This is a genomic window from Plantibacter sp. MCCC 1A11337 (assembly GCF_013349365.1).
In the GTDB taxonomy this organism is placed as follows: domain Bacteria; phylum Actinomycetota; class Actinomycetes; order Actinomycetales; family Microbacteriaceae; genus Plantibacter; species Plantibacter flavus_A.
Window position 1 is genome coordinate 1194369 of the sequence record NZ_JABJWX010000001.1, and the last position, 20796, is coordinate 1215164.

At 68.5% G+C, this 20796-nt stretch carries 11 protein-coding genes; 1 reads left to right on the forward strand and 10 read right to left on the reverse strand.

What is annotated here, in order from left to right:
• Nucleotides 1-7 precede the first annotated feature (7 nt).
• From HOW07_RS05575 to HOW07_RS05605, 7 genes are all read right to left on the reverse strand, one after another.
• Nucleotides 8-4528, reverse strand: a complete 4521-nt coding sequence (locus HOW07_RS05575) for an FtsK/SpoIIIE domain-containing protein (protein WP_064296721.1) — start codon at nucleotides 4526-4528, stop codon at nucleotides 8-10.
• A 48-nt stretch (nucleotides 4529-4576) separates the two neighbouring features.
• Nucleotides 4577-5041, reverse strand: coding sequence for a hypothetical protein (locus HOW07_RS05580; RefSeq protein WP_071259543.1), 465 nt, complete (start codon nucleotides 5039-5041; stop codon nucleotides 4577-4579).
• Nucleotides 5042-5183: 142 nt separating this feature from the next.
• Nucleotides 5184-7577 (reverse strand): hypothetical protein, encoded by a 2394-nt coding sequence (locus tag HOW07_RS05585; RefSeq protein ID WP_064296723.1) that lies wholly within the window; start codon nucleotides 7575-7577, stop codon nucleotides 5184-5186.
• Complete coding sequence (locus HOW07_RS05590) at nucleotides 7577-7855, reverse strand: hypothetical protein (protein WP_139205334.1); 279 nt, start codon at nucleotides 7853-7855, stop codon at nucleotides 7577-7579. Before HOW07_RS05590 ends, HOW07_RS05585 begins: the two co-directional genes overlap by 1 nt.
• A 132-nt stretch (nucleotides 7856-7987) precedes the next feature.
• On the reverse strand, nucleotides 7988-9313 hold the full coding sequence (locus HOW07_RS05595) for a hypothetical protein (RefSeq protein ID WP_175116280.1): 1326 nt from the start codon (nucleotides 9311-9313) through the stop codon (nucleotides 7988-7990).
• Between the two features lie 128 nt (nucleotides 9314-9441).
• On the reverse strand, nucleotides 9442-9930 hold the full coding sequence (locus tag HOW07_RS05600; RefSeq protein WP_175116281.1) for a DUF6121 family protein: 489 nt from the start codon (nucleotides 9928-9930) through the stop codon (nucleotides 9442-9444).
• 2 nt (nucleotides 9931-9932) lie between these two features.
• The gene (locus tag HOW07_RS05605; protein WP_175116282.1) at nucleotides 9933-10940 is read right to left on the reverse strand and encodes a hypothetical protein; all 1008 of its coding nucleotides are present in this window, start codon (nucleotides 10938-10940) and stop codon (nucleotides 9933-9935) included.
• Between the two features lie 261 nt (nucleotides 10941-11201).
• On the opposite strand from HOW07_RS05605, the gene HOW07_RS05610 reads away from it, so the two are divergent.
• Complete coding sequence (locus HOW07_RS05610) at nucleotides 11202-12197, forward strand: amidase domain-containing protein (RefSeq protein ID WP_175116283.1); 996 nt, start codon at nucleotides 11202-11204, stop codon at nucleotides 12195-12197.
• 110 nt (nucleotides 12198-12307) lie between these two features.
• Here the strand turns inward: HOW07_RS05610 and HOW07_RS05615 are convergent, their stop codons facing one another.
• The 3 genes from HOW07_RS05615 to rpoB form a co-directional block, all read right to left on the reverse strand.
• The gene (locus HOW07_RS05615; protein WP_175116284.1) at nucleotides 12308-13075 is read right to left on the reverse strand and encodes a hypothetical protein; all 768 of its coding nucleotides are present in this window, start codon (nucleotides 13073-13075) and stop codon (nucleotides 12308-12310) included.
• A gap of 172 nt (nucleotides 13076-13247) precedes the next feature.
• Entirely contained in the window at nucleotides 13248-17129 is a 3882-nt protein-coding gene (locus tag HOW07_RS05620; protein WP_064296730.1) for a DNA-directed RNA polymerase subunit beta', read from the reverse strand.
• 45 nt (nucleotides 17130-17174) lie between these two features.
• The gene (rpoB, locus tag HOW07_RS05625; RefSeq protein WP_064296731.1) at nucleotides 17175-20666 is read right to left on the reverse strand and encodes a DNA-directed RNA polymerase subunit beta; all 3492 of its coding nucleotides are present in this window, start codon (nucleotides 20664-20666) and stop codon (nucleotides 17175-17177) included.
• Nucleotides 20667-20796 lie beyond the last annotated feature (130 nt).

The window sequence follows — 20796 nt, forward strand, 5'->3', positions numbered from 1 at the left end:
ACGCCGCTCAGGCGACGGGGAACTCGGGCGCGATCGGCAGCTGCACGCGCGACAGCGCACCGCGGTTCGCGTACATTCCGCGCCCCTGCGGGAAGTCCTTGCGTGCGAGCCGGGGGAAGGTCGTCCGGAGGACGAGATCGCCCTCCATCTGCTCCGGCTGCAGCAGGATGCCCCGCCTGGCGCTCTTGATCTCACCCATGAGCGGCCAGGACGACGACCAGCCCGACACCTCGTTCTCGGCGATCACGAGGTGGTCGCTGCGCTTGATGGCCTTGATGAGCTCCACGAGCGGCGGGTCGGCGATGCCGTTGAGGTAGTCCGACAGCGTCTCGATGACGACGACCGTCCGGCCGGTCACCGTCTCGGCCGCGATCGCCGCGGACAGCGCCTTCGCCTGCTCGGCGATCGTCTCGGGGGTGACGGCCGACTCGTCGAAGCGCAGCTCCCGCAGCAGTTCCGAGCGCTTGGAGCCGAAGTAGACGAAGCGCGTCGCCGGATCGAAGCGTCGCATGGCGCCGACCAGGGATGCGACGGCGTTCGTCCGACCGCTGCCGGGAGGGCCGCCGACGAGGAACGCGCCGGTCGGGTCGAAGCCGATCGGTGCGAGGTCGGCGTCGCCGATGCCGAGTACGGGGCGGTCGCCGACCCGCTCGGGCAGTTCGCGCGCCTCGATCTCCTTCGGCAGTGCGCCGATCGGCGGGGCCGTGATCGTGGCTCCCGCGCGGGACATGGCCTCCGCGAGCCGGACCGTCGCGACCGACTGGTCCGACAGCACCGGCGAACCACCGAGGATCGCGACCTGGACCTCGAGTCCGTCGACGATCGCCCGGCCGGCGGGCGACTCGGGGCCGAGGATGTCCTTCGGCACCCCGAGGAGCTGGTAGCCGGTCTCGTCGGCGAGGCGCAGCACCACGCGTCGCTGCACACCGGAGCTGATGTTCGTCGGGACGGAGCCCGGGCGGTCGGCCGAGAACGCGATGTTCACACCGAGCTGCCGGCCGTCGGTGATGAGCTGCTGGAACAGCGTGTACCAGGAGGACAGGCCGAGCGTCGTCTCGTACTCCTGCCGGAAGGACTGGAAGCCGTCGACGAGCAGGAGGATGCGGCGCTCGTCGTTGCGACCCGAGACGCGGCGGTAGTCGGTGATCGAGGACGCGTTCGCTTCGGCGTACCGGACGCTGCGCTCGTCGACGATCTCCTTGATCCGGCGGAGCAGTCGGATGACGCGCTCCTGGTCGTCGCCGGGGATGATCGAGCCGACGTGCGGCAAGGCCTCGAGCATGCGGAGGCTGCCCGCGCCGAAGTCGAGGCCGTACACCTCGACCGGACCGCCACGCGGCGTGATGCCGGCCGCCGTCGCGAGGGTCCGCAGGACGGTGCTCTTGCCCGAGCCACCGGTGCCGAACACGGCGATGTGGCCGTCGACGTCCGGCCGGAAGTAGACCGGACGCTGCTCCTGCGAGTCCGGGAGGTCGGCGACACCGATGAGGAGTTCGGCGTCGGACCGCTGACGGAGCTTGCTGAGGTCGTAGACGGGCGCGAGCTCGTCGAGCCAGGGTCGTCGCGGCGCCGGGATGGACGCACGGTCGGCTGCGGCGATGATGCTCGCGACGAGCCGCTGCTGGTCGGTGGGGCCGAGGTCGCGCTCCTCCTCGGCGTCGGCCGCGCGGGGCTCCTCCCAACGCGTCTCGCCGCCGAACCGGAGCTCTCGGACCTCGATGTCGGAGCGCTTGGGCTCGTCGCTCGTCCAACCGCCCGCGTAGCCCGACTGGAAGATGCTCAGGCGGCCGGGGCCGGTCTTCGCGATGCCACGCCCAGGCACGCCCGGGTCGAAGTGCGCCGCGTCCTTGACGCCGACCACGTCCTGGCTGTCGGACTCGTCGGCCATGCGCAGTGCAACACGGAGGTTGGTGTTGGCGCGCAGGTTGTCCTTGATGACACCGGCGGGCCGCTGGGTCGCCATGATGAGGTGGATCCCGAGGGAGCGACCGCGCTGGGCGATGTCGACGACGCCGTCGACGAACTCCGGGACCTCGCCGACGAGCGCCGCGAACTCGTCGATGACGAGGACGAGGGCGGGCGGCGAATCCGGGTCGCCGCGCTTCTCGAGCTCGAGGAGGTCCTTGGCCTTCTTCCGGTTGAGCAGGTGCTCGCGGAAGTGCAACTCGGCGCGGAGGCTCGTGAGCGCCCGCCGGACGAGGTGCGGGCTGAGGTCGGTGACGAGTCCGACGCAGTGCGGGAGCGTCACGCAGTCCGCGAAGGCCGAGCCGCCCTTGTAATCGACGAAGAGGAACGAGACGCGGTCGGGGCTGTACTCGGCCGCCATCCCGAGCACCCAGGCCTGCAGGAACTCGCTCTTACCGGCACCCGTCGTCCCGCCGACGAGGGCGTGCGGGCCCTGGGATCGGAGGTCGAGGTGCATGGCGTCGACACCGCCCGATCCGACGGTCGCGCGCAGCTGGCCCGCCCGGCGGGGCTTCGGCGGGAGCCCGGGCGTGCGGTCGTGGATCGAGGAGTTCTGCCGCCAGCGGTCGACCACGGCGTCGCTCGAGGTCGTGAGCTCCGGCCCGAGCAGCGTCACCATCGACACCGACCGCGGGAGGTCGCTCGAGTCCTCGACGAGGGCACCGGCGTCGATCACGGACGCCATGCGCCTGGCGTAGTCGAGGGCCGTCACGGGGTCGACGAACTCCGGGCGGGCGTCGTCGACGGAGTAGCCGAGGCGGACCATGCCGACCGTCGCCGGTGCGTCGACGCCGGCACCGGCCTCCGGGACCTGCAGGAAGGTGCGGCAGGCGGCCGGCAGCGAGACGACGTCGTCGGCGATCCAGATCGGGAAGACGCCCGCGTCCGCCGCGATCTCGGCGAGCTGGACGAGGCGTGCGCGGTCGACGCCGACGTCGTCGGAGATGAGCAGGACGATCGCGGGGATCGGGGACTTCGTGCCGGTGTCGTTGGAGCTCTTGGTCCCGATCTCCGCGCCGCGCTCCTGGGCGGCCTGCTTCTCGGAGATGGCTCCGCGTCGGGCGTCACCGGCCCTGGCCGCCTGCAGGCGGGTCTGGACGAGTTCCTCGATCGCGGCCAGCAGCAGGTTGCCGCTCGACACGCTGTCGGCGAGGTGGCCGACGTCGAGCGGGCTGTTCGGGGACGACGCGTGCGGGAGCCACTTGACCCAGGAGAGGGCGTTCGACCACGCGGGCGAGACGATCGCCGAGACGACGACCTCGGCCGGCGAGTGGAGGGCGGTGAGCTGCACGAGGATGCCGTTCACCGCTCCCCCGGCGGTCTGCGGTGAACCGGCGATGCCGAGCGCGCCCGCGTCGTAGAGGTTGTCGATGATGGGGACGTCGGCGACGGTCGCGTACTGGTCTTTGAGCTTCTCGAGCCGTTCCTGGAACTCCGGCAGGAAGCTGTCACGAGCCTTCGCCGAGACCTCGTTCCTCGACGGCATCGTGCCGACACCGAGCCGGAGGTTCAGGAAGGACCAGTGCTCGGGGCGCCTGGTCCACAGCAGTGGCCCACGCGTGAGCGCGTGCTTGAGCGCCTCCGAGGTGGACGGTGCCTCGCGCATGCGGACGTCGTGCTCGATCTCCCGCTCGGCCGCGAGCTGCTTGCCGAGGGACTCGAGCCGCTCGTCGAAGATCTTGATCTGCTGCTTGAGCTTGCGCTTGTTGCGCCCGCGACCGGTGAAGTAGTTGCCGATGAGCATGAGCGGCGTCATGGCGATGAAGATGAGCGACAGCGGGTTCTTCGTGAAGAAGTACATCGCGCCGCCGAGGAGCATCGGCGTCAGCATGCCGAGGAGCGGGAACGGCTGGTTCTCGCGCTCGGTCGGCGGCTCGGGGGCGGGGAAGGTCTCCCCCGCGTAGCGCTGTTCGACGCGCGGCGAGCGGTTGAAGTACACGGGCCCGGCCTTCGGGACGACGCCCGCACGGCCGACGGTCCCGGCGAACCCGATCTCGACCTCGGTGTCGCCGATGAGCACGCGCTCGGGTTCGATGACCTTGAGTCGGGGCACGATGCCGCCGTCGACGACGATACCGTTGGCCGCGCCGAGGTCGACGAGTTCGATCTCGCCACCGACCTCGAGCCGCGCGTGCCGCTTCGAGACGAGCGGGTCGTCGAGGACGATGTCGCAGCTCGCCTCGCGACCGATGGTCCAGCTGCCGGCCGGCAGGGTGAACTCACGGCCGGCGTCATCGCCGGAGAGGACCCGCACCACCGCGACGGCCGGCGCCTGACCGGTGCGCGCCGCGGAGTAGTAGACGCCCGCGTCGGCGAGCTCGATGACGGCACCCGAACCGACCCACGCCTCGCCGATCGGGGCCTCCGGCGGGAGCGGGAGGGTCTCGGTCGAGCCGGGAAGGCGGGCGTGCAGCGTGAAGTCGGCGTTCGCGGAGTCGGGCCCCTGCGGGTCGACGCGCGCGATGGTCGACGCGACCTCCGCGATGCTCGCCGCCGCGTCCGTCGTCACGACGATGTCGGCGGACGAGCCCGACGGCCTGGTCAACGTCAGCTTGATGCGCATGCAGGATCCCCTTGGAAGTGCGGGTCGCTCGGCGCGACCCCGATCAGCCTAGCGAGCGTCCGGTTCTGCCCTGACGATGTCGTCGATCGAGGTGACGCCGCTCGGCGTCGGCGCCGGATCGAACACCCCGACCGGCAACTCGGTCTGCGAGCAGTCCAGATCGGCGCCGGCGGTCGACATGACACGGATCGATCCGCTTGCTTGTTCGAGGCGGTAGGTGATCCCGACCGCTCCGAACGACGGTGGCGGTGTTCCAGCGTCGTTCGCCCACTTTGTCGCCAGGCAGCCCGTGACCTCCGCCTTCCCGGATCCGTCCGCATCGACGACCACCGGGGTGAATGGCCAGGGACCTGGCAGGAGACGAGTCACCTCGCCGGCGCTCACGGTACGGACCGCTGATGCTGACAGTCGATCACGAAGATCCGGCCCGGTCGTGTCCACGAGCTGCTTGATCGTGAAGTCGTTGCGATTTCGGGCGACCGCCTGTGCCTCGAGCGAAGCACGGACGGCCATCACCCATTCCGAGTCTGCGAATTCAGTCGGGGCTCCACCGTCCCACCGCACGTCGGGATACGGCTGTGGCTGCTGTGGCGGAGGCGTACAGGCGGTCAAGGACATGAGGAGCGCCGCGAGCAGGGCGACACCGCCAAGACGACTACCGCTGGCCATGTGCGTTGAACGCTGCATAAGCATTCGAGTAGTCGCCCTGCAGTTCTTCGATGTCCCGATGAGACAGCAGCTCGTCGAACGCGTCCATGGTGTCGGGATCCGAGGCCCAAGCGAACTGCTCCTCAGGATCCATGGTGGAGGGATCCGGCATGCCGGCCGGCTGCAACGTGTCATAGAGGAACAGACCGAGCGTGACCGCCGCCGCGCGTTCTCGAGGGATCTCGAGCTCGCCCTGCTGGTTGAGGAGTTGTTGTTCGGCCGCGCCCCATGTCGACAGCCCGACGTCCTTGGCCGCCCCGACGAGCTGACCGGTCACGTACCCTGATCCGCTGCTTACCAGGTGATCGATGACAGCATCGCCGGTCACGCCGACGAGCTTGTCCAGTCCGGGGATGGGGAGGAAGCCGACGCCCGTCTCGACCAGCCCGAGCGCACTCTCGACTGCGGCATCACGATCCGCCGCTGCATCCAGGGCCACACCGTCCGTCGACCCGTCGAGGAGGCCCTGCAGCGCCATGATGCGCTTCGACGCCTCACCCGGGTCGGACAGCCCCGTCTGCACGGTCGCGCTCAACGTCTCCTGATAGTGGGCGACGACGGTGTCGAGGGCTGCGGCTCCGGCGTCGTTCTGGCCTGCGACACCGAACACCTTCGCCAGCGCCTCCTTCGACAGGTTCGCGTAGTCGAACTCGTCGAGTCCGTCGATGCCGAACATCGAGGAGGGGTTCGTGCTCGGCATGTCCTCGCCCTCGATCCCGATGGGCTCGCCCGCGATGGGACGCTCGATCAGACCGGGGAACTGATAGGACAACGCTTCGACGAGCTTGACCGCACCGAGGTCGGAGATGGAATTGCCGTCGAACGCGTCGTTCCCGGGCACGTACTCACCGACCTCCGCGTCACGGGGGTTGCCGACGAGGCGCTCGATGACATCGTGTGAGAGCGTGGCGACACGCGTGTACGCATCCGGGTCCGCACCAGCAGGGTCGGCGGGGCCTCCGGGGATCGACTCGGCTCCAGCCCACAGGGCGAGGACGCCTTCGAATCCGTCGAGTCCAGAGTCCCGGCGACCGAACCAGTACTCGAGACGGTTCGCGCCGAGCTCATTGCTCTCGTAGGGCTCGTCCGGGTACAGCGGCGCGTCGCGGTACGGGTCCTGCTCCGTCGAGGTCAGCCAGTCCATGGCGGCCTCGGGGTACTCACCCAGCGTGCTGAAGACCCGCGAGGTCCAGTCGCCCAGGCGGTTGACGTCGTAGCCGGCCTGCTCCGCCTCGGCGAGGCTGAGGAAGCCGCCGGGGCCCATGACGCCCTGTGCGGGTCCGTACATGCCCTCGTGCGCGCCGGGCAGACCGCGCTCCATCTCGTCGGCGATGTTCGCGAGACCGACCGTCGTCGTCTCTCCGATCGGGTTGTCCTGTTCGTCGCCGAACAGGAACGCCAGGCTCGTCCAGCTCTCCGTGCCATGAACGGACGCGGAACCGTCGTAGAGCTCCTGCGCGAAGTTCTGGCCGACCGCGTCAGTCCAACGCTGGGATCCGACGGACAGACCACCGCGGACGGACTGGGCAAGGAGCAGCGCCGCTGCCGGGGTCATCCATCCGTTCGCACCGGCGTCATCGATCCGGCTGATGAGCGAGATGAGGTCCTCGCCGCCGAGCGCCAGATTCATCTGCGCCATGACGGACGGGTCGTTGCCGTAGAGCGCGTACAGCGACTGCAGCTGTGCCGCGAGATCGGTCTCGAACGTGCCGTTCCCGAGTTCGGCCGCCATCTCCGCCATGCCGCGGGCGACGGCGGACGGGGTGAGGTCGGATGCGGAGGTGATGCCGATGGCCGCGAGGGCGGCCTGCTGCCGGTCCCAGTTGTCACCACCCGGTGAAGACAGCGCCGACGCGAGCGCATCGTCGGCGGCCTGGCGCTCTTCCGACAGGGCGTCGAGGAGGCGCTGCGCGCTCTGCCGATCGGCGACGGCCGCCTGGTGGACCTGGTCGCGCTGCATCTGCTGCTCGGGCGTCGGCCCACCCATCGGGTCGAGATAGGTCTGGTTGGCGGAGATGTTGGCCTGGAAGATCATCTCGGTGTAGCTCGTCGCACGGGTCTTGATGTCGTCGACCGTGGTCGTGTACGTGGCGATCGCGTCGCGCACCGCAGCCATCGCCGGGGTGATCGCGTCGATCTTGCCGATGGGGGTCGAGAGGGAGGACACCCAGGCGGTCGCGGCGTCGCCGCTCCAGATGGCGTCTGAGATGCCACCCTGAGCGGTGACCGCGACCGTGCGTGCCTCGGTCAGACTCGTCTCGGTCGTCTGGATGGTCGTCGCAGTGGTGCCGAGCGCGCCAGAGTCGATCCGCCCCGGATCGTCAGCAGTCCAGTTGGCCATCAGCCCTCTCCTCCCGGGTTCAGTTGTGCGTCGGTCTGCTCCCAGGCGGTCACGATGTCGCTCGCCGCGCGACCGGCCTCGACCATCGCTCCGCCGGCGAGGGCCACGTGCACGGAGATGTACATCGCGAAGCTCTCCGCCGCGGCGGTCACCGTGCTGCTGCAGCTGCCGGAGAAGTCGAGCGGGACGTTCTGCGGCAGGCCGGACCCGCTGGGTGTCAGTGGTGCGGCGACGGCCAGGATCTGGTCCCCGTCGACGACGAGTGGTTGCTCGCTCATCATTCCCCTTCGTGACACCGGCGCAGTGGACCTGCGCCGCCCGCCGATGGCTCCTCAGCGGGTACGTCGTTCAGCGTAACCGAGAGCGCGGGTGACGACGATGGGGAGCACTCCCCATGCCCCGGAGGCCCGTCAGCCGACGACGACGCGGATCGGGAACTCGCCGATCCCGATGGTCGACCCGGCTTCCGCGACGTAGGCCTCGCCCGGCTGGCAGACGGTGACCGCGCCGGACGCGTCCGTGATCGTCGTGCCGTTCGTGGAGTGCAGGTCCGTCACGCGGAGCGACCGTCGTCCGGGTACGACGACCGTGTGCGTCTTCGAGACGGACATGCGCGGGTCGACGAGCGAGCGCAGCTCGGCGTCGGGCTGTTCGGGCCGCGCCGCAGGGTTGCGTCCGAGCAGGATCGGCCCGCGGAGCGGGATGCGCTCGCCGTCGGGCAGCTCGAGCGCGAAGTCCCCCGCTCGCAGCGATGCGGAGACGACCGTCGCGCCGAGGTCGGCATGGACCGGCGCCTGCTCGGTGGCGCGCGTTGAGGCACCGGCGGGCGCGTCGGGCGCTTCCGGTGCGATCGGAGCGCCGGCGATCAGACCCGGGGGAACGGTGATCTGCAGCTCGGGCGGGACGGAGGACGTCGACGCGGCCGGAGCGCGCGTCTGGGCGGGCGCTGCCTGCGGCTCACGGAGCGGTGCTGCAGGAGTCGGTGGCTCGACGACGACCGGCGACGGCACCGGCGCGGAACTCGACGGGGTCGACTGTGGTTCGGGAGCCCCTGTGGCGGGAGTCGGGACCCCGATCACCGGTGCCTCGGGAACGGCGGGTTCGGGGGCCGGAGGCTCGGCTGCCGGTGTGTCGGAGGCCGGCGCCGGATCGGCATCCCTCGGGATCGCGACGTCGGGAGCCGTGGCAGGGGACGGGGTCGACGCGTCGGTCACCGTCTGAGACCAACCCGCGGAGACCGCTCCGCCCATGACGGGCATGTTCGCGAGTGTCGCCGCAGGCCCAGCGTCGGCGCTGGTCGGTGCTTCCGCCGGACGCGGAGCGAGCTCGGTGCGCGTGCCGTGCACGCGCAGGGTGGCTGACGCGCCGGGATCGGACTCCGAGACCAGCTCGGCGAGCGCGCGCAGGAAGCTCAGGAACGGCTCCTGTCCGAGCAACGAGCGCTGACGCCGGCGCTTCTGGACGCCGTGCTGCATGATGAAGGTCGCCGCCGCCGTACCGCGCGCGGACGGGGCGGTCGTGATCGCGAACGCGAGCAGTGGCGCGGGGTCGTCGACCGAGACGACCCGCAACCGGATGTCCGCGCTCGTCCCACCGTCGATCGCGACGTAGTGCCTGGTCTGCTGAGCATCCTCACCGGAGGCGGCGACCGCACGTTGGACGAGGGCGACGACGTCGTCGGCGGTCCCCGCGAGGTCGAGATCCAGACCGGTGTCGGTCAGGTCGGGTGATCTCATCGGTGGTTCCTCCCCAAGCGCCGTCGGCCGACGACGGCAACGGATCGATTATCGCCTACGCCGTCGCCCTCGTGGGGAGGGACGGGCGGCGCACCTCGCGAGCGGCCCCGGGTGGACGTCGCATCGGCTCACCGCGCGTCGTGCTCCCAGGGCCAGCGCGGGGTCGGGCGCCGCCCGGTCGACGACGTCGCGACAGCGGCGGCCGCGAGGACGATGACGAGCGCGAGCACACCCACGGTGACCGAGAACGGTCCGGTCAGCGTCGTCACCGCGAAGGCGGCGGCGTCCGCTCCGTCCCGGCTGGCGATCGCGTCGAACACGCCGCCGCTCACCCCGTAGGCGAGCCAGGCGAGGAGCCCCGCGAGGACCGCGGAGCCGACCGAGACGCGCAGCGGTGTGCGGCGCGTCTCACGGATGATCGCCCAGAGGACCACGATCGTGGCGACCACGACCATGAGCGGACCGGTCAGCGGGCCGGCGTCCCGGTCGGCCACGACGTCGAGGTCCGCCAGCAGGCTGATGAACCCGAAGACGCAGACGACGAGCGCCACGTAGGTGACCGCTGCGAACGGGGCGACCCACCAGGGGCCACGTGCTCCGTCCGCGTCACCGGTCATGCTCAGCGGGCGGTCGTCGGTCCGGCTTCGAGGACGCGCTCGTACTCGGCGCGGGCCTCGATGTTCGCCTCGCGCACCTTGCGTCCGCGTGCCGCGATCCAACCACCGAGCCAGACGGGGATCTCACGGGCGACGACGAAGGCGAGGACCGGCCCGAAGGTGAAGGCGACACCGGTGACCTCGGCGAGGATCTCGTCGATGCTGAGCGTCCACGCGCGCTCCTGGATCAGGAACCCGCCGACCCACGCGAGGAAGACGACCAGGCCGATGATGAAGCCGCCGAGCACCCAGTGCACCCAGCCGGAACGGTTCACGATGGTCGCGGTGACGACCCAGGCCAGGAAGAAGCCTGCGGCGGCCATGAGGAACGGCCAGCTGGTGGCGATCTGGATGAGGTTCTCGACGAACGTGCCGTCGCCTTCCAGCACCAGCTGGAGGCCCGCGACAGCCGCCGCGTAGAGGCCGGCGAAGATGATGGTGCCGAGGAGACCGATGAGGATGCCGAAGCCGCGGTTGCCGCGGACCTCCGGCTCGGACGGTGCCTGGACGTACAGCGGGAAGGCCTGCTGCTGCTCGGTCTCCGCGGCGGTGGCGGTCGCGCCGGAGCGGGCGACCGGCTCGTAGGCTGCCGCGGGGTACGGGTGGGCACCGGTGTCGGCCTGTCGGGTGGTCGAGGTCGGGGTACCGGCGGTGTCGTCGTCGTCGAAGTCGATGTTCGAGTACGCACGCTGCGGCGTGTGCGGCTGGTAGGGACGCGTCTCGCGCACCCCGGCGTCCGAGGCCGTGTCGGCGCGGTCTGCGACCCGGCGGTCGTCGACGACCGGGTCCGCCCCGACGCCGTCCGCCGTGGTGATGGTGTCCTGCTGCACGGTGTCCTCGGAGAGGATGTCCCGCTCGGCCACGGGCTGTTCGGCCGCGGCCGTGGGACGCGCGGAGCCAGACGCGGTCTGGGCAGCCGCCGGAGTGCTCGGGTCGGTGGGCGATCCGGGCTCGGGGTTCTGGGTGCTCATCGCGTACTCCTTCGGCGGAAGCCAGTTCAGGAGCGCCCTCACGGCGCTCCGCTCGCCACGGTAGCAAGCCGGGACGCGGATGCCCGGCAACCTCGCCGGGACTCGCTCACTCCCGTCGACCCGATTCAGGTCCGATTCATATCCGGAGGAAACGGTCCCCTCAGCTCCGTGCGGTTGAGTGGGAGCTCGAACAGCCAGCTGTCGGATCACAGCCGATCCCGCGACGCCGATCCCCCACGGCGCATCCCCAGGAAAGGCCCCATGCCCGAGCACCTCCCCCATGCCCGTCACGCCGACGCCCGTTCCCCGTTCGGCCGGCTCTCCGCGCGCTACCGCGCCCTCCCCCTGCGCGGGCGACGCGTGGTCGCCGGCGCCGCTGCCGGAGCCGCCCTCCTCCTCGCCACCGCGGTGATCACCCCGATCGCGCTGCAGCACTCCGACGCGACCGGATCCGAGCCGGCCGCGCAAGCTCTGGGCGGGACGACGTCCACGGTCCCGGCCTCCACGGTCAACGCCACGGCGGTCACCGCGATCTCCGCCACGACCGGATCCGTCGCAGGCGGGAGCACCCTGACCGTGAGCGGTGTCGACGTGGACGGCGTGACCCGCGTCGTGTTCGGCGAGGAGGAAGCCCGGATCCTGTCGGCGACGAGCACCGAGGTGACCGTCGCCGTGCCGGCAGCCACCCGCTTCTCCCCCGCCGACGTCGGCATCGCCGTCTACGCGGACGATCTCCGGGTCGACGGTGATGCACTGAGCTACAGCTACGACATCACGAGCCCCGTCGACGCGCAGATGGCCTACGTGTTCACGCACTGGAACGACTACAACCTGGCTGAATACGGCTCCCTGGTCGACACCGACTGCGCGAACTTCGCCAGCCAGAGTCTGCTGGAACGCGGGTGGACGATGGACGAGGACTGGTGGGCCGAGGGGACCGGCGACGACTTCGACTTCTCGAAGGCCTGGGTCAGCTCGACGTTCTTCAAGAACTACGTCGAAGAGCACCCCGAGCTCGCCACCGCCTTGGACGACACGCAGCGCGACCAGGTGAAGGTCGGCGACATCGTGCAGTTCGACTGGGACAACAGCGGGGACCGCGACCACACGGGCATCGTATCGAAGGTCGAGACCACCGACGCCGGCACCCAGGTGTACTACGCGGGACACACCGACGACACCGACTACCGCACCGTGGACGAGGCGATCACCGTCATCCACCCCGGCGCCTCCGTGTACTACTGGAGCATCGCCTAGCTGGTCCCGCCCGGTTCACAACTCAGGGCAGCGCCGGCGCGCCGACCCGACTCACCGCCTCGTGAGCGGGACACACCGCGCGCGTCCTGAGTTGCGAACGGGAGGACCTGTCAGGCGGGGAACAGCGTCGAGACGATGGTCTGCGTCCACCCCGTGATGGCGACATTCGCCCAGCGGGTGGCCACCCAGGTACCGTCACGCAGGAAATGGCGCTCACCGACGGTGTTCCCTGAGGGGTCCGCGCGTTCCGTGAAGCACATCGTCCCGCCGGTCTCCTCGGAACAGGTGAACCCGGCTTCGGACATCCTGGCCTCCGCCGCCGCTTGGACGTCCCCCTCCACCTGGGCCACGTTCGTGAGAATGAAGACTTCACCGGCACCGCTCGCCTTCGTGAGGTCACACGTGAGTCGGTCCGTCGGGGTGAGCAAGGCCACCAAGGCCTCGTCGTTCGACCCGAAACTCTCGGACAACAGCGGCTGCGACCAGGCGGGATTCAACTCGAGGAAGCCGTCCGCCGTCAGCGACTCGATGTAGCCGGCGGGGAAGAGTTGCGTGCACTCGGTCGGACGCACCGGCGCCGCGGGCGTCTCGGCGGCGTCCGTCGCGGTCGGAGCAGGAGAGGAGCCGGCGGTCGCCGTCGCACTCGGTGTACGGGTCGAGTCGGCGGCAGGGGTACCGCCCGGGCCGACGACCAGGAGCCCGATGACCACGACGAGCGCGATCGCCAGCACACCGGCGAGCACGCTCAAACCGATGACCACGCGATTGCGCTTCCGCCGGGGTGCCGGAGCACCGTAGCGGACGTCTGGCTGCGCCGGAGTCGCGTCCGGCTCCAGCGGCTGGAACTGGCCGGTGGGCTGCTCGGGCTGATCACTCATCGGACCAGCATGTCGTGCGGAGACCCGCCACACAACTCACCGGTACTCGATTCGTTCGCCCATTCCTGGGCGAACGAGCGCTTGTTCGCCCAGGAATGGGCGAACGAACGACGGAGGGCCCGTCCCGATCGAGAAACGATCGGGACGGGCCCTCCGGGTGAGTCGTTCAGCCCTAGTTGTAGTTACCGGGGGTGAAGTCGTCGGAGCTGAAGCTGTCGAAGTCGACGAAGCTCAGGTCGGACTCGTTGAACGCGCCGTCCTCACCGAAGATGCGGTTCGGGTAACGCTCCGCCTTCGCCTCCTCGGTGGCCTCGACCGTCACGTTGCGGTAGCGCGCCAGGCCGGTACCGGCCGGGATGAGCTTACCGATGATGACGTTCTCCTTGAGGCCGACCAGCGGGTCGCTCTTGCCTTCCATGGCGGCCTGCGTGAGGACACGCGTGGTCTCCTGGAAGGAAGCGGCCGACAGCCACGACTCGGTCGCGAGGGACGCCTTGGTGATACCCATGACCTCCTGGCGAGCCGATGCGGTGCGACGACCCTCCGACACGGCCGAGCGGTTGAGCTCGGCGTAGCGCAGGCGGTCGACGAGCTCGCCGGGCAGCAGGTCGGTGTCGCCGTGGTCGACCACGGTCACCTTCCGCAGCATCTGGCGCACGATGACCTCGATGTGCTTGTCGTGGATCGGGACACCCTGCGAGCGGTACACGCCCTGGACGCCACCGACGAGGTGCTTCTGGACCTCGCGGACGCCCTGCACGCGCAGCACCTCCTTGGGGTCGACCGCACCGACGTGGATCTTCTGACCGAGCTCGACGTGCTGTCCGTCCTCGACGAGGAGGACCGCGCGCTTCAGCACCGGGTAGACGACTGGCTCGTCGCCGTTGTCGGGCGTCAGGATGACCTTACGAGCCTTGTCGTTCTCGTCGATCGTGATGCGACCGGCGGCCTCGGCGATCGGGGTCGCACCCTTGGGGGTACGAGCCTCGAACAGCTCCTGCACGCGGGGCAGACCCTGCGTGATGTCGTCCGCCGATGCCGAACCACCCGTGTGGAAGGTACGCATCGTCAGCTGGGTACCGGGCTCACCGATCGACTGGGCCGCGATGATGCCGACGGCCTCGCCGATGTCGACGAGCTTGCCCGTGGCGAGCGAGCGGCCGTAGCAGGCTGCACACACACCGACGGTCGACTCGCAGGTCAGGACCGAGCGCACCTTGATGTTCTCGACACCCGCGGAGACGAGCTTGTCGATGAGCACGTCACCGACGTCCTCGCCGGCCTCGGCGACGACCTCACCCTTCGGGCCCACCGCAGCAGCGGCCAGCGAACGGGCGAACACGGAGTTCTCCACGTTCGGGTCGCGCACGAGCTCACCGGAGCTGTCGACGTTCGCGATCGCGAGCTCGAGACCCTTGGTCGTGCCGCAGTCGTCTTCGCGGATGATGACATCCTGCGAGACGTCGACGAGACGACGCGTGAGGTATCCCGAGTCGGCGGTACGGAGCGCCGTGTCGGCCAGACCCTTACGAGCACCGTGGGTCGCGATGAAGTACTCCGCGACCGACAGGCCCTCACGGTAGGAGGAGATGATCGGGCGAGGGATGATCTCACCCTTCGGGTTGTTCACCAGGCCTCGCATACCCGCGATGTTGCGGATCTGCAGCCAGTTACCACGAGCACCCGACGACACCATGCGGTTGATGGTGTTGTCCGCCGGGAAGTTCGCGCGCATGGCCTCGGCGACCTTCTCGGTGGCCTCCGTCCAGATCTTGATGAGCTCCTGACGACGCTCGGCATCCGTGGTCAGACCCTTGTCGAACTGGCTCTGGACCTTGGCGGCCTGCTTCTCGTAGCCCTGCACGATCTCGCGCTTGTTCGGCGGGGTCAGGACGTCGCTGAGCGCAACGGTCACACCGGAACGCGTCGCCCAGTGGAAACCGGCGTCCTTGATGTTGTCGAGCGTGGCCGCGACGACCGTCTTCGGGTACCGCTCCGCGAGGTCGTTGACGATCGAGGACAGCTTGCCCTTGTCCGCCACGTCTTCCACGTAGGGGTAGTCCGCCGGCAGCGCCTCGTTGAAGAGTGCGCGACCGAGGGTCGTCTCGACGAGTGCGACACCCGAGCCCTCGTAGCCCTCGGGACCCGTGCCCTCGGCGAACGTCACGTCGGTCAGACGGATGCGCACCTTGGCGTTGAGGTCGAGCGAGCCCTGGTCCTTCGCGAGGATGGCCTCGGCGACGGACGAGAAGGCACGGCCCTCACCCTCGACACCCTCCTTGAGGGTGGTCAGGTGGTGGAGACCGATGATCATGTCCTGCGTGGGCAGGGTGACCGGACGGCCGTCGGACGGCTTCAGGATGTTGTTCGACGCGAGCATCAGGATGCGCGCCTCGGCCTGGGCCTCGACGGAGAGCGGGAGGTGGACAGCCATCTGGTCGCCGTCGAAGTCCGCGTTGAACGCGGCGCAGACGAGCGGGTGCAGCTGGATGGCCTTGCCCTCGACGAGCTGAGGCTCGAACGCCTGGATGCCGAGACGGTGCAGCGTTGGCGCACGGTTCAGCAGCACGGGACGCTCGCGGATGATCTCCTCCAGCACGTCCCAGACCTCGGGACGGCTGCGCTCGACCATGCGCTTCGCGGCCTTGATGTTCTGAGCGTGGCTCAGGTCGATCAGGCGCTTGATGACGAACGGCTTGAAGAGCTCCAGCGCCATCTGCTTGGGCAGACCACACTGGTGCAGCTTCAGCTGCGGGCCGACGATGATGACCGAACGGCCCGAGTAGTCGACGCGCTTGCCGAGCAGGTTCTGGCGGAATCGACCCTGCTTCCCCTTCAGCATGTCGCTGAGGGACTTCAGGGCACGGTTGCCGGTACCGGTGACGGGGCGACCACGACGACCGTTGTCGAACAGTGCGTCGACGGCCTCCTGCAGCATCCGCTTCTCGTTGTTGACGATGATCTCGGGAGCCCCGAGGTCGAGCAGACGACGCAGACGGTTGTTGCGGTTGATCACACGACGGTAGAGGTCGTTGAGGTCGGAGGTCGCGAAGCGGCCACCGTCGAGCTGCACCATCGGGCGGAGCTCCGGCGGGATGACCGGGACCACGTCGAGGACCATCGCCGCCGGCGAGTTGCCGGTGATGAGGAACGAGTTGACCACGCGCAGACGCTTGATGGCGCGGATCTTCTTCTGACCCTTGCCCTCCGCGATCTGGTGGTGGAGCAGCTCGGACTCGGCCGCGAGGTCGAAGGACAGCAGGCGCTTCTTGACCGCCTCGGCACCCATGTAGGCCTCGAAGTACAGGCCGAAGCGGTCCTGCAGCTCGTGGAACACGGAGTCCTCGGGCTTGAGGTCGCCGACCTTGAGGTTGCGGAAGTCCTCCCAGACGCGCTCGAGGTGAGCGATCTGCTCGTCGTAGGACTTGCGGGTCTGGCTCATCTCCTTCTCGGCGGCGTCCTTGGTGCGACGCTTCTGCTCGCTCTTGGCGCCTTCCTCCTCGAGGGCGACGAGGTCGTCCTCGAGCTTCTTCAGGCGGTCTGCGATGCGCGAGTCGCGCTGGTCGCCGAGGGTCTTGATCTCGAGACGGAGCTCGTTCTCAAGGCCGGGCATGTCCTGGTGACGTGCGTCCTCGTCCACATCGATGACCATGTAGGCCGCGAAGTAGATGACCTTCTCGAGGTCCTTGGGCGCCATGTCCAGCAGGTAGCCGAGGCGCGAGGGGACACCCTTGAAGTACCAGATGTGCGTGACCGGGGCGGCGAGTTCGATGTGGCCCATGCGCTCACGGCGCACCGACGACTTCGTGACCTCGACACCGCAGCGCTCGCACACGATGCCCTTGAAGCGGACGCGCTTGTACTTGCCGCAGGCGCACTCCCAGTCGCGGGAAGGACCGAAGATCTGCTCACCGAACAGACCGTCCTTCTCGGGCTTGAGGGTGCGGTAGTTGATGGTCTCGGGCTTCTTGACCTCTCCGTGCGACCAGGCACGGATGTCGTCTGCGGTGGCCAGACCAATGCGAAGCTCGTCAAAAGTTGTGACGTCGAGCAATGTATCTCCTATGAAAGGTTTCGTCAGTCTCTACAGTGGTCAGGCTTAGATCTCGTCGATGGACGACGACTCGAACCTGGAGGAAATGTTGATCCCGAGCTCCTCGGCGGCGCGGAACGCGTCGTCGTCGGTGTCGCGCAGGCTCACCGCGGTGCCGTCGGCCGAGAGGACCTCGACGTTCAAGCACAGCGACTGCATCTCCTTGATGAGCACCTTGAAGCTCTCGGGGATACCCGGCTCCTGGATGTTCTCGCCCTTGACGATGGCCTCGTACACCTTGACGCGGCCGAGGATGTCGTCGGACTTGATGGTCAGGAGCTCCTGGAGCGCGTACGCGGCTCCATAGGCCTCGAGGGCCCAGACCTCCATCTCACCGAAGCGCTGTCCACCGAACTGAGCCTTACCACCGAGCGGCTGCTGCGTGATCATCGAGTACGGACCCGTCGAACGCGCGTGGATCTTGTCGTCCACGAGGTGGTGCAGCTTGAGGATGTACATGTAGCCGACCGAGACCGGTGCCGGGAACGGCTCGCCGGAGCGGCCGTCGAACAGACGGGCCTTTCCGGAGGAACCGATGAGGCGGTCGCCGTCGCGAGTGACGTTGGTCGAGTCGAGCAGACCGGCGATCTCCTCCTCGGAGGCGCCGTCGAACACCGGGGTCGCGACCTTGGTGTTCGGCTCGGCCGAGTGCGCGGCAGCCGGGAGCTTCTTGGCCCAGCTGGGCTTGCCCTCGACGTTCCAGCCCTGCTTTGCGATCCACCCCAGGTGGATCTCGAGGACCTGACCGAAGTTCATTCGACCGGGGATGCCGAGCGGGTTGAGGATGACGTCGACCGGCGTGCCGTCCTCGAGGAACGGCATGTCCTCGACGGGCAGGATCTTCGCGATGACACCCTTGTTGCCGTGACGGCCGGCGAGCTTGTCGCCCTCGGTGATCTTGCGCTTCTGGGCGATGTAGACGACCACACGCTGGTTGACGCCCGAGCCGAGCTCGTCGTCGCCGTCCTGTGCGTCGAACACCTTGACGGCGATGATCGTGCCGGCTTCACCGTGGGGGACCTTCAGCGAGGTGTCGCGGACTTCGCGGCTCTTCTCGTTGAAGATGGCGCGGAGCAGGCGCTCCTCGGCGGAGAGCTCGGTCTCACCCTTCGGCGTGACCTTGCCGACGAGGATGTCGCCGGGGCGGACCTCGGCACCGATGCGGATGATGCCGCGCTCGTCGAGGTCCTTCAGCAGCTCCGGGCTGACGTTCGGGAGATCACGGGTGATCTCCTCCTTGCCGAGCTTGGTGTCGCGGGCGTCGACCTCGTACTCCTCGATGTGGATCGAGGAGAGGACGTCGTCCTTCACCAGGTTCTGGCTGAGGATGATCGCGTCCTCGAAGTTGTGACCCTCCCACGTCATGAAGGCGACGAGGAGGTTCTTGCCGAGCGCGAGCTCGCCGTTCTCCGTGGCGGGGCCGTCGGCGATGACCTCGCCGGCCTCGATGCGTGCACCCTCGGAGACGATGACGCGGTTGTTGTAGCTCGTGCCCTGGTTGGAGCGGTCGAACTTGCGCAGGTAGTAGGTCTGCGTGCCACCCTCGTCGAGCTGGATGGTGACGGACTCGGCCGACACCTCCTGGACGACGCCGGCCTTGTCGGCGGTGACGACGTCACCCGCGTCGATGGCTGCGTAGCCCTCCATACCGGTGCCGACGAGCGGCGAGTCCGACATGAGGAGCGGGACGGCCTGACGCTGCATGTTGGCACCCATGAGTGCGCGGTTCGCGTCGTCGTGCTCGAGGAACGGGATGAGGGAGGTCGCGACCGACACCATCTGGCGCGGGGAGACGTCCATGTAGCCGATCTCCTCGGACGGGATGAGGTCGACCTCGCCGCCCTTCTTCCGGGCGAGGACGCGGTCCTCCTGGAAGTGGCCGTCGCTCTTCAGCGGAGCGTTGGCCTGCGCGACGATGTAGTTGTCCTCTTCCATCGCGGTCAGGTAGTCGATGTCCTCGGTGACCCGGCCGTCGACGACGCGACGGTACGGGGTCTCGATGAAACCGAACGAGTTGATCCGCGCGAACGATGCGAGCGAACCGATGAGGCCGATGTTCGGGCCTTCCGGGGTCTCGATCGGGCACATGCGGCCGTAGTGCGACGGGTGGACGTCTCGCACCTCGACGCCTGCACGCTCACGCGACAGACCACCGGGGCCGAGCGCCGAGAGGCGACGCTTGTGGGTCAGACCCGCGAGCGGGTTGTTCTGATCCATGAACTGCGACAGCTGCGAGGTCCCGAAGAACTCCTTGATCGCGGCGACGACGGGGCGCACGTTGATCAGGGTCTGCGGCGTGATGGCCTCGATGTCCTGCGTGGTCATGCGCTCGCGGACGACGCGCTCCATGCGGGACAGTCCGGTGCGGACCTGGTTCTGGATGAGCTCGCCGACGGCGCGGATGCGACGGTTGCCGAAGTTGTCGATGTCGTCCGTGTCGAGACGGAGGTCGACGGGCTTGCCGTTGCGGACACCCGGGAGGGTGGCCGTTCCGCGGTGCAGGGCGACGAGGTACTTGATCGTGGCGACGATGTCGTCGGTCGTCAGGACGGAGTCGCTGAGCGGCTTGTCGAGACCGAGCTTGTTGTTGATCTTGTACCGGCCGACCTTCGCGAGGTCGTAGCGCTTCGAGTTGAAGTAGAAGTTGTCGAGGAGCGCACGCGCGGCCTCGGCTGCGACCTGCTCGCCCGGACGGAGCTTGCGGTAGATGTCGCGGAGCGCGTCCTCCTTGGTGAGGATCGTGTCCTTCTCGAGGGTGAGCTCGATCGACTCGTAGCCCTTGAACTCCTCGAGGATCTCCTCGCTCGTCATGCCGAGCGCCTTGAGGAACACGGTGACGGACTGCTTGCGCTTGCGGTCGATGCGGACGCCGACCTGGTCGCGCTTGTCGATCTCGAACTCGAGCCAGGCACCGCGGCTCGGGATGACCCGAGCGGAGAAGATGTCCTTGTCGGAGGTCTTCTCCTGAGCCGACTCGAAGTACACGCCCGGGCTGCGGACGAGCTGCGAGACGACGACACGCTCGGTGCCGTTGATGATGAAGGTACCGCGCTCGGTCATGAGCGGGAAGTCGCCCATGAAGACCGTCTGCGTCTTGATCTCACCGGTGAGGTGGTTCATGAACTCGGCCTCGACGTAGAGCGGGGCCGCGTACGTCTTGCCGCGCTCCTTGCACTCGTCGATGGAGTACTTCTCGGGCTCGAGGTACGGGTTGGCGAAGGAGAGCTGCATCGTCTCGCCGAGGTCCTCGATGGGCGAGATCTCCTCGAAGATCTCGTCGAGGCCGCTCTTCGTGGGCAGGTCCTGCCGGCCGGCCTGGGTGGCTTCTGCGACGCGTGCCTTCCACACGTCGTTGCCGACCAGCCAGTCGAAGCTCTCGGTCTGCAGAGCCAGGAGGTCTGGAACCGTGAGCGTGTCGGTGATCTTCGCGAACGAGAGGCGGGATGCTCCGCGGCCGTTCTTGGGTGAGTTGGTGGTTGCGTTGCGCGCAGCAGCCAAGGGGATAACCTCCGGAGGCCTGTTGGGGGCCGAGTTACTGGTCGTCAGTGGAGTTACTCACCAGAAAGAGAACATGTGGCGGGTTGGACCCGCACACCAGCCGACCGCAATATGAAGGCATAGAGATTCT